Source organism: Deltaproteobacteria bacterium, assembly GCA_019308995.1.
Lineage (GTDB): Bacteria > Desulfobacterota > Desulfarculia > Adiutricales > JAFDHD01 > JAFDHD01.
Window position 1 is genome coordinate 1 of the sequence record JAFDHD010000144.1, and the last position, 11356, is coordinate 11356.

Below are 11356 nucleotides of genomic sequence, written 5' to 3' on the forward strand. Positions count from 1 at the left end.
ACCCAGGAGAAAAGGAAAGGTAGACACTAAACGAAAACTTCAATCGAGAAGAAAATAGCTCTATTTACAAATACTTACAACCTGACAGCCTTATGGCCTTCTTACGGAACATCCCTTAAAATCATAATTGGTAATGTCAGCCAGGGTTGTAGATGTTACAGTTCAATTTCGAGTTTGAAATCCTCGACCTTTATTCCAGTTTCATTGATGAGCCTGTGAAGATATTGCCTTTGAATCCCGGCCCTTTCAGCCGCCTTGCTTATATTTCCCTTGTTGTCCTTAAGAAGCGAGCGTAGGTACTGGTCGTGAAACATCTGGATCATCTTGTCTTTGGCCTCTTTGAAAGGCAGCCGGGATATATCCTGATTCAGGTCAGGGAAGTAGGACTCTTGTTCAAGGTCCAAAAATAGATCCTTGACTTTCAGCGTGTCTGTCGTGCAAAAGATAACTCCGCGTTCGATGATATTTTCCAGTTCTCTGATGTTGCCTGGATATTCCTGTGACAGGAGGACCTGCATGGCCTGGGGTGATATGCCTTGGATATCTTTCTGGTTGAGCCGGGTGTATTTTTTCAAGAAATGGTAACTCAAAAGGGGAATGTCTTCCCTTCTCTCTTTGAGCGGAGGCAATTTAATGCGAATTACGTTCAGGCGGTAGTAAAGCTCTTCCCTGAAACGTTTTTCTTCAATAGCGGCTTTCAGATCATGACTTGTGGCCGCAATGAATCGCAGGTCCGCCTTTTTGGTAACCAGACCCCCGACCGGTTTATATTCGCCTTCCTGAAGAAGCCGCAGGAGTTTGGTTTGCATGACCGGGCTCAGGTCGCCGATCTCATCTAAAAAGAGGGTTCCGCCGTGGGCTTCTTCTACCAGTCCTTTTTTATCTTTCCAGGCACCGGTAAAGGCCCCTTTTACATGACCAAAAAGCTCGCTTTCCAGGACGTTCTCCGGGATGGCAGTACAGTTTATGGTGATTAACTTTTTTGAACTCCTGGAGCTATTCTGATGAATGGCCCTGGCCACCAGCTCCTTTCCGGTACCGCTGGCCCCGGTGATCAAGACCGTGCCTGTAGTGGGAGCAGCCTGTTTGATACGTTCAAATATCTCCTTCATAATCGCGGTTGATCCCACTGTAGATGAAAAACTGTTCTTTTCGGACAGGGCCTGACGGAGGGCCAGGTTTTCTCTGAGCATTTCCTGCCACTGCATGGCCTTATCTATGGTCAGAAGAATCCGTTCCCTGCGGAAGGGTTTGGTTATGTAATCATACGCGCCTTTTTGGATTGCTTCCACCGCAGTTTCAATGGTAGCGTAAGCGGTAAGGATAATGACGGGTACCTTTGGCCTGATTTCCTTGGCCTGCTCAAGGAGTTTAATGCCGTCCATTTTAGGCATCTTTAAATCGGTTATGACCAGGTTAAACGAACGGCTCTTGAATATTTCGAGGGCCTTGAAGGGGTGAGTCTCGGTGACCAATTCATGATCCGTTTCCTCAGAAATAATCCTCTGAAGGAGATTTAACATATCCGCTTCATCGTCTACGATCAATATCTTGCCGATCATTATCACTCCTATGTTCTGGTGGGCAGTTTAACGATAAAGACTGTTCCGCTTGATTTGCCCGGGGCATCGGCGGTATGGCTTGTGCAGTCTATGGAACCTCCGTATTTGGTAATAATGCCGTAACTCACGAACAAGCCCATACCGGTTCCTTCCCCTTCGGATTTGGTGGTAAAAAACGGTTCAAAGATATGGTCCATATCTTCCTCACTAATGCCTAGACCGTTATCCTGAAAAGAAGCAACGGCCTTTCGGCTGCCTCTTTCCAGATATGTGCGAATGATTAAGGTCCCCCCATTTTCCATAGAGGCAACGGCATTGTTGATCAAGTTCAAAAAAACCTGCTGAACCTGCCGGGAGTCCCCTTGAACCAGGGGGATGTTTTCGGCGAAGTCCGTAATAAGTTCAATATCGTTCATCTCCAGGTTGTGTTTCACGACCTTGATTATTTCCTCAAGGCAGTGGTTCAGGCTCGAATGTTGGGTGCTCCCCTCTTCAACACGGGCAAAACTCAATAGATTTTCCACAACCTGTTTGCAATGGAGACCCTGCCTTTCTATAGTTTTCAGGTCTTCAGCTACCTGAGTACCCTCAGGTGTTTTTCGTATTAAAAGATCGCAGAAACCCAGGATAACCCCTAAAGGGTTATTGATTTCATGCGCCACCCCTGCCGCCAGGGTCCCGAGGGAAGCCAATTTTTCCGCATTGACCAGATGTCTTTCTAAATTTTTATATTCCGTAATATCTCTGGCGATACACAGGACTTGACTAACCTTGCCATCTTCATCTCTCAAGGGCATGAAATTTACGTTGAGCCAGGTTTGGTACTCTCCGATTTCTAATCTGAATTCATCCCGTATGCTCTTCCCGGTTTGATAGACCATTCTGACGGTTTCCAGCTGTTTTTCAGCTCTCTCTTCAGGGAGTAAAGTGGAAACATTTTTACCAATCAATTCTTCGGGGCGGCCTCCGAAAAAATTAGCTGTAAAACTGTTCATGGATAGAAAATTATTGTCAGAGTTGACTGTAAAAATAAGGTCCTCGGCACTTTCCACCAGGGAACGATATTTCTCCTCCGATCTTTTGAGTTCCTCTGTTCTCTGCTCGACCTTTTCTTCCAGGCGTCGAGACCATCTCATTTCAAAAAACAGAACAGCCAAGGCGGCTAGTACAACGACAATAATAACCAGCCCCTGTAATAGGAATTGCCACATAGACATTTTTTTTACGGCTTCTTCTATTTCGGAAATGGGGGCCACGACGGCCACCGACCATTTTTGAGGAAAATCGTCGGAGATAACGATGGGACAGTAGGCGATCAGTTTTTGTATCTTTCCAGTAATTCCGCGATGCCAACCGGAGTAATACGCGCCCAACCCCTGCTCTCCTTTGAGCATTTTTTCTCTTTGAATAAAATTAATTTTGCCATAAGGAATGCCAGGGAGTTTCTCTTTTCGAGCCTTGAACGCGCTTCTCCCGATAAAAGTGGTATCCGGATGAAAAAGGAAGGTTCCGCTTTCATCAATGATCCAGGCATAGCCTGTTTTTCCTGAACGGATATTTTTTAAAACCGGAGTCAAGAGCCAGGAGATATTGACATGAAATCGAAGCAGTTTCGAGGGGTCTCCTGCAAGAGACAAGGCCAAGATAAGGTTTATTCCGGAAGCCTTGATCTGCGGCCGAGAAATCCAGACGCGCTTATCATCGGGCGCTTGAACAGTGGGTAGCTCATAAGGCCTTGTATCGAGCAGTTCTTTTACGGACCAGCGTGAAAAAGGCGTATAGACATAGGCCTTTCGGCCTGTCAGATCAACTATTTCAGCTTTCTTGACCCCACTCTCCAGGACGCGGGAAAAACTCTTTTTAATACTGCCAGACTGTGCCTCCGGGTCAAAAGGTCCAGCGGAAATGTCCTGACTCAATAAATAGATCTCTTTCTTTATATAGTTCAGCTCTCTTTCAATCAAGTTTGCAACATTGCGAGCAATAACCAGCTGTTCTTCATTAAACTGATTCCCTACTATTTTCCTCATTTCCTTGGCAGAACGCAGACCCAACATAGCGCCTGCGGCCATGAAAAAAAGGACCGTTACGGATACGATCAAGATTATATTCTTTTCTATTCCTGAGCGTTTTTCTTTATTCATCCTGAAATAGCCCTAAGACACATCTCGATTCAGTCAGAAATTTTTCAATGTCACAAAAAAAACACCACATAATTTTTGTCCCCAGCGGGGTTGTCTGACTAGTATTTTTGCCTGAAAAGGCCGGGTCATTAGATAGATGGACGCCAAGACGAGGTTGTTTCAAAACAGCTTCCGAACATGGGAATTGGTTTTGTGAAGCCCGTTGATCCATATCGTGAACCAGCCTCGGCAGCTTTAAAGGCAGCATTTAAGGCTAAGTATATGAAAAACAAGTATTAAATAACCATGCTACTTCCCTGCTGTCTTTTTATGAGCATAAAACATGCCATCGAGACGTCTTAAATAATTTCTTTAATTTCAATGAGTTGTCTGTGTAACTATTTATTGATACATGACCGGGTTGCTGAATTTAGAAGAATTTAGAGATGTTTTTTAGAAAAATTTAGAAACTAAAAATCAATCCAGATTATCTATAAATAAAAATAGTTACGATGAATAGATAAGTTAGGGAAGATATAAAGGATGCGAAGGGGGTAAGTTTTGAGGTGATAAAACAACCCTTATTACTCCTCACAATACCAAGAGCGAAGTTTTGTGTGCAACCTAAAATCACTTGATATTTCATTTTTTATTATGTAACCTTCAATGTAATCAGCAAAAATCCCAATAAGATTCTTTAAAAGGATAGTTGGCCAGAAGCAAGACCCCTAAAGTGATGATTAATTTGGGAAATCTTGAATTTGCCATTTTTTAATGTTAACAAACGAAATTATGAATAATTCAAGGTAGGTGTTGGTAGCGATTATGGCAAGCAAATCACTTGGTTACTATTCAACCCATTCCTGGCACTACGTTTTGACTTCTCCGGTCGAAATGTGACCGTTTTTAACATCAAACAACTAATTGATGAAGTTCAACGGTGTTAACCATGAATATTACTTAAAGGTGTTAAAAAGGGATTAATATGAATACTGATCAATCATTTATTACAAACGAAGAAAATCAAAGTCTTAAGGAGCGGTTTGAAGTCCTTATTAAAGACACTTCATTCTTTGACTGTCTTGTGGGCTATTTCTATTCCAGCGGGTTTCACGCTATCTACCAGTCACTGGAAAACACAGAAAAGATAAGAATTCTTATTGGAATCAGCACAAGCAAACAAACTTTTGAATTACTGGAAAACGCCCAAAAATTCAAACAGCAACAAATTGATTTCTCACACGCCGAAACCAAGCAGGAAGTTGAAAATCTTGTTCAAAAAGAAATGGAGGATTCTGAAGACAATAGAAAAGTTGAAGAAGGCGTAAATAAATTTATAGAATGGGTTAGAAGCGACAAACTGGAAATAAAGGCTTATCCGTCACAGAATATACACGCCAAACTTTATATTATGACATTTACGGAAGCTGATCGGGATGAAGGACGCGTTATTACAGGCTCTAGCAATTTTACACAGGCCGGGCTGGTTGACAATCTTGAATTCAACGTGGAACTGAAAAACAGAAGTGACTATGATTTTGCTAAAAATAAATTTGAGGAATTATGGAGTAACGCTGTAGATGTCAGCGAAAAGTATGTTCAGACCATTCAGGGTAAGACCTGGTTGAGTCAAAATATCTCCCCCTACCAGTTATACCTGAAATTTCTATACGAATATTTCAAGGATGAACTCAGCCAGACAGATGAAGTGTTTATTAAGTATCTCCCGCAGGAGTTTAAAAAGCTTGAATATCAGGAGCAGGCGGTTTTAAACGCGAAAAAGATACTTCTGGAATACGGCGGCGTTTTTATCTCCGACGTTGTGGGTCTGGGAAAAACATACATTTCAGCAATGCTGGCAGGTCAACTGGATGGCAGAACACTTGTTATCGCCCCGCCGGTGCTTTTGGAAAAATCCAATCCCGGCTCCTGGCCAAATGTTTTTGAGGACTTTGGGATCAGACAAACCCGTTTTGAATCTCTTGGTAAACTGGACGACCTGTTGGCCATAGGAACAGACAAATATACAAATATTATCATAGATGAGGCACACCGCTTTCGAACCGAAACAACAATTACCTATGAGAAACTGGCGGAAATATGCCGCGGAAAAAGAGTTATCCTGGTAACGGCAACACCTTACAATAACACCCCACAAGATATTCTAAGCCTTCTTAAGCTGTTTCAGAAAGCCAAAAAAAGCACCATTCCCAATCTGCCTAACCTGGAAGCATTCTTTAACGGTCTGGATAAAAAACTTAAAAATCTGGACAGAAAGAAAGACTATACCAAATACATAAATACTGTAAGAGCAAACTCACGAGAAATACGCGATAAAGTTCTTAAATATTTAATGGTGCGCCGCACCAGGACGGAAATTGAAAAATATTTCAGTAAAGACATAAAAGAACAAGGTCTTAAATTTCCGGATGTTAAAAAACCTGAGCCGCTATTCTACGAACTCAATGACGAAGAAGACGGTATTTTTAATAAAACCATCAATCTGATTGTTAATAAATTCAAATACGCACGTTACATGCCCATGCTTTATTATGAAGGCAAAATTGACCAGCTTGAAGAGCAGTCCCAGAAAAACATGGGCCGGTTTATGAAAATCCTGCTTGTCAAACGGCTGGAAAGCAGTTTCTTTGCCTTTAGAAATTCCGTGGACAGATTCATGCATTCCTATGAAATGTTCATAAAAGAACTGGAGAACGGTAATGTCTATGTGAGTAAAAAACACACCAACAAGATATTTGAACTGCTTGAAAACGATGATGATGAGGCAGTCCAGCGATTAATAGATAAAGGCAAGGCGGGAAAATACGAAAGCCAAGATTTCAGAAAAGAACTCAGAATAGATTTGCAGCATGATCTTGACGTCCTTATGGAAGTCAAAAAGCTGTGGCAGAAAGTAAACCGTGACCCGAAGCTCCTAAAATTCATAAACGAACTGTCAAAAAATGCAGTTTTAAAAAACAATCATCTCATTATTTTTACGGAATCAAAGGAAACAGCCAATTATCTTTTTAAAAACATAAATGAAAAATATCCTGACAAGGTGCTTTTGTTTACAGGTGATTCAGGCGAGTCTGTCCGCGATAAAGTGCTTGAAAATTTTGACGCCCGAGCCCGGCACCCCAAAGAAGATTATCGAATACTTGTCTCCACTGAAGTCCTGGCAGAAGGCGTGAACCTGCATCGCGCCAATGTGGTGAGAGTGGGCCGTATTAACAGGGTTGATACACCCTTTGGCGTTATCCATACCTTCAATTTTTTCCCTACTAAACAATCCAATGACCAGATAAAACTGAAAGAAGCGGCAGAAGCGAAAATCAATGCCTTTTTAACCCTGCTTGGCGGCGATGCCGAGCTTTTGACCGAAGGGGAGCCAGTCGGCTCACATGAGCTGTTTGACCGGTTGACCTCAATAAAAGCGCTGGAAGGCGAGGATGAGGCGGAGGATAGCGATCTTAAGTATCTTCAGGTTATTCGGGATATCCGGGAAAAGGAATCAGACCTTTTTGAGAAAATAAAACGCCTGCCCAAAAAAGCACGCACTGCAAAGCTTAATGGTGATTTTTCACAATCGCTTATAACTTACTTCAGGCGCGGGAAACTGCAGAAGTTTTTCAGGGCGCAGGATAAGAAAGTAGCGAAAGAACTTGATTTTATATCAGCGGCAAAACTGCTTGAAAGCCAGCCTGATGAAAAAAGGAAGAAGCTCCCCGGAGAGATTTATGACCTCCTGGACAAAAACAAGGAAGCCTTTATTATCGCTACCACCGAAGAAATGTCTGAACCTCAAAAAAGAAAAGGACACGACAGCGCCACCAATATTCTGAGAATCCTAAAAGCGACCATGAAAAACACGCAGAAACTCACCGAGGACCAGGAGTTTTATCTTAAAAAGGTATTAATCCAGCTTGAAGAAGGCGGACTGCCCAAGCAGACGGCAAAAAATACATTAAAAGCCCTGAATGCGCTTAAAAATGAACTGGTAAATCCTTTCAAGGTGCTGGCAGTGCTCCAAACCCATATACCCGAAAGGCTGCTGAAAAGCCATTATGCCGAACAGAACCCGGCAGTATTCGGTAAACGTGAAGTCATACTCTCGTTATATCTATCAGGTGAATAAATATGGATAAACAGCAAGCACAAAATATTATCAGAGAAACCTTTGAAAGTTCTTTTGATAAAAGCGGTTTTACCGGATTTATCAAAAACCTTCTTAACAGGATAGATGACGCTCCCTTTACTTACCAGGGGAATTATATCCCCGATGCCTATAAACAATACATCAAGACACTGGAACGTATCGGTAAATTCAGTGACGGGGAAAATAGCATTGATATCCTTGTTATAACCTTACAGAAAGAGACGTCTCTTGAACGCGCCCGCACCATGCAGCGCAATTTTATCGCCTGGTACTTAAACGGCAGCCGGGGCGGTGAAATGAAAGACGCGGCATTGGCGGCCTTTGTCTCTCCCGTTGAAGAGGACTGGCGCTTTTCACTGGTCAAGATGGATTACAAATTTGAAAAAACCAAAACCGGCAGGATGAAGGTGAGGGAAGAATTCACTCCTGCCCGGCGCTGGTCGTTCCTGGTAGGTGAGAATGAAAAAAGCCACACCGCCCAGAGCCGTCTGGTTGATATTCTGGCAAATGATGAAAAAGCCCCAACCCTGGAAGAGATCGAAAACCGCTTTGATATTGAGACCGTCACCAAAGAATTTTTCCTCAAATACCGTGAACTTTTCATGCGCACCAAAGAAGAACTGGACAGGGTTATCAAAAAAGATCCGAAAGTCGAGGCTGATTTTGAATCCAAGGGCGTTGATACTGTAAACTTTGCCAAAAAACTACTGGGACAGATCATCTTTCTTTATTTTCTCCAGAAAAAGGGCTGGTTCGGTGTGGGCCGTGACGATGACTGGGGTACCGGCTCAAAAAACTTTTTACGTGAACTCTTTGATAAAAAACACGGGGATTATAAAAATTTCTTCAACGATATTTTGGAGCCGCTTTTCTATGAAGCTTTACGAACTGGTCAGGAAAGAGAACATGAAGACTATTATTACAGCCGGTTCAACTGCAAAATACCCTTCTTAAACGGAGGACTTTTTGATCCTATCGGCAACTACGACTGGGTGCATACCGATATAATTATCCCTGACAGGCTCTTTTCCAATACCAAAAAGACCAAAGAAGGCGATACCGGCGATGGCATCCTCGATATCTTCGACCGCTACAACTTTACGGTAAAGGAAGACGAGCCGCTGGAAAGGGAAGTGGCCATTGACCCGGAGCTATTGGGTAAAGCCTATGAAAAATTTAATGCCATTCGCCCGGATAATTATAATGAATTTAGCAAGGCATTAAAGAGCGGCAAGACCGGTGAGGAAAACAAATTTAACAAAAAGTTTGGTGTCTATTACACCCCTCGTGAAATTGTCCATTACATGTGCCAGCAGAGTTTGATCAACTATCTGGCAACCGAACTTGAAGGAAAGGCAAGCAAGGAAGATATCGAAAGCCTGATCCATACCGGCGAGCAGGCGAGCGAAAACGAAATAGCAGCACTGATAAAAGAACAAAACATAATAGAAGGGAAACAGAAAACCTCCAGGTACAAATTACAACTACCCGAAAGTATACGCAACAACGCCGCATTGATTGACGAGAAACTGGCGGACATCAACGTCTGCGACCCGGCAGTGGGTTCCGGTGCCTTTCCGGTGGGCATGATGAGTGAAATTGTAAGGGCGCGAAATGTGCTGTCAATGTTTGTTAAAGACAAAAACCGCGCTTCTTATGAATTTAAACGCCGCTGTATTGAACACTCCCTTTACGGCGTGGATATTGACCCGGGAGCAGTGGAAATAGCTAAACTGCGGCTGTGGCTTTCGCTGGTAGTGGATGAGGATGATATAAAAAATATCAAGCCATTGCCGAACCTTGATTATAAGGTGGTTTGCGGGAATTCCCTGCTAGGCGTGAAGAAAGACCTTTTTAATGCACATCTGTTTTCAGAATTGGAAAAACTAAAACCGTTGTTTTTCAACGAAACCAATCCCACTAAAAAACAAAAATATAAGAAGCAGATTGATGAACTAATTCGTGAGATTACCAACGGACATACGGAATTTGATTTTGAGGTTTATTTTTCAGAGGTGTTTCATCACAAAAGCGGATTCGATGTGGTGCTTGCCAATCCGCCTTATGTACAGATAAAACAGATTCCGTGGGATGATAGAAAAGTATTCGTTAAAAAATTCAAATCTGCCGTTGGGCGTTTTAACCTATTCTATTTTTTCTTAGAAATATCCAGTAATATTTTAAGACCTTCCGGTTTTTCCACCTATATTGTTCCAGATAGATTACTTCTTAATACTCAATGTGATAAATTGAGAAAATGGTTATTACAGGAACAAACTATATTGGAAATTGATTCCTTTATTAAAGGTGTTTTCCAAGCAGTGGTTGATAATATCATTATTTTTTATTGTAACAATCGTAGTCAGAAAAATAATATTAGCGTTAAAAATAACGTTGATATTGAGAATATTAAGAATATTTCTGCGTTTGAAATACCAATTACGTATTTTTTTAACTCTCCAAGTAATCAATTTGACCTATCGTACGACCCAAAGATTACCAATCTAATTAACAAGATTAAAAGCAATTCATTATCTCTTGAAAGCATAAGCGAAACAAAAGATGGAATTATTCAAGGCAAAGTATCTGATAAGCTTTTTTTAGACATGCCGTTAGATAAAGATTCCAAGCCATTATTATTCGGGGAAGATATAAATAGGTATTCAATTAGATTTAGAAATAAATGGGTTAATTATAAACCGAATGAAATAATGCGCTTGGAAGTAAAACGTAGAGGACCAGGTGTTAGGCATGGTCTTTGGATGAGAACACCGGTAATCTTTGAAAGAAATAAAATACTTACACGCCAGACGGCTGATGAAATTATTGCTGCCTACGATACAGATTATTTTTACTATTCAAATACGCTTCATGGTACAACCATAACCAATAGCAAATATAATCCACTTTATGTATTGGCTCTTCTGAATAGTACATTAATGACTTGGTATTATAGAAGTACTACCGCCGAGGAAGGAAAAGTGTTCGCACAGATTAAAATCGATCTTTTAAGAAAGTTACCGGTAAAAGAAACTTCTGACACAGAGCAGCAATGTATAATTAAGATCGTTGAGCACATTATTTCTATCACCCAGAGCGATGACTATCTTCAAAACCAACAAAAACAGGCCAAAGTAAAAGCCTTTGAAGCCGAAATCGACCAGCTCGTCTACAAACTCTATGACCTCACCCTGGAAGAAATAAAAATCGTAGAAGGCAAAGGTGAAAACACTGATTGAGCAGATAAAAACACGGGACAGTTTTGCGCAGTCATCTAGGGTGCGCTCTGCGCACCGTGTTGAATCCAATCCTTAATAAATGGTGCGCAGAGCACACCCTACATTTTGTCAATTATGCTTGGGTGGTAAAATTAGATATTTCTGTTATGATATTTAATTGACCAGACTTTCAAGCATTCAACTACTAATCATAAATTCTTCCCATGCCCTAGAAGTCAAGATTACGATAAGTAATCAAAAACTAAGGTGGGTCGTGTGCGTGGCCCGGGATTG

4 protein-coding genes are annotated in these 11356 nt (G+C 41.7%); 2 read left to right on the top strand and 2 right to left on the bottom strand.

The features are described 5' to 3' along the window. Positions 1 to 155 precede the first annotated feature (155 nt). Positions 156 to 1562, bottom strand: a complete 1407-nt coding sequence (locus JRI95_15625) for a sigma-54-dependent Fis family transcriptional regulator (GenBank protein MBW2062971.1) — start codon at positions 1560 to 1562, stop codon at positions 156 to 158. 8 nt (positions 1563 to 1570) lie between these two features. Continuing rightward, complete coding sequence (locus JRI95_15630) at positions 1571 to 3706, bottom strand: PAS domain S-box protein (GenBank protein MBW2062972.1); 2136 nt, start codon at positions 3704 to 3706, stop codon at positions 1571 to 1573. A gap of 964 nt (positions 3707 to 4670) precedes the next feature. Between JRI95_15630 and JRI95_15635 the strand changes: the two genes are divergently transcribed. Next, on the top strand, positions 4671 to 7823 hold the full coding sequence (locus tag JRI95_15635) for a helicase (protein MBW2062973.1): 3153 nt from the start codon (positions 4671 to 4673) through the stop codon (positions 7821 to 7823). 2 nt (positions 7824 to 7825) lie between these two features. Further along, on the top strand, positions 7826 to 11083 hold the full coding sequence (locus JRI95_15640) for an Eco57I restriction-modification methylase domain-containing protein (protein ID MBW2062974.1): 3258 nt from the start codon (positions 7826 to 7828) through the stop codon (positions 11081 to 11083). Positions 11084 to 11356: the final 273 nt, after the last annotated feature.

Bases quoted from the DNA above. Each gene is read 5' to 3' on its own strand.
- JRI95_15630 (MBW2062972.1), bottom strand. From the start codon at position 3,706: ATGAATAAAGAAAAACGCTCAGGAATAGAAAAGAATATAATCTTGATC.
- JRI95_15625 (MBW2062971.1), bottom strand. From the start codon at position 1,562: ATGATCGGCAAGATATTGATCGTAGACGATGAAGCGGATATGTTAAAT.
- JRI95_15635 (MBW2062973.1), top strand. From the start codon at position 4,671: ATGAATACTGATCAATCATTTATTACAAACGAAGAAAATCAAAGTCTT.
- JRI95_15640 (MBW2062974.1), top strand. From the start codon at position 7,826: ATGGATAAACAGCAAGCACAAAATATTATCAGAGAAACCTTTGAAAGT.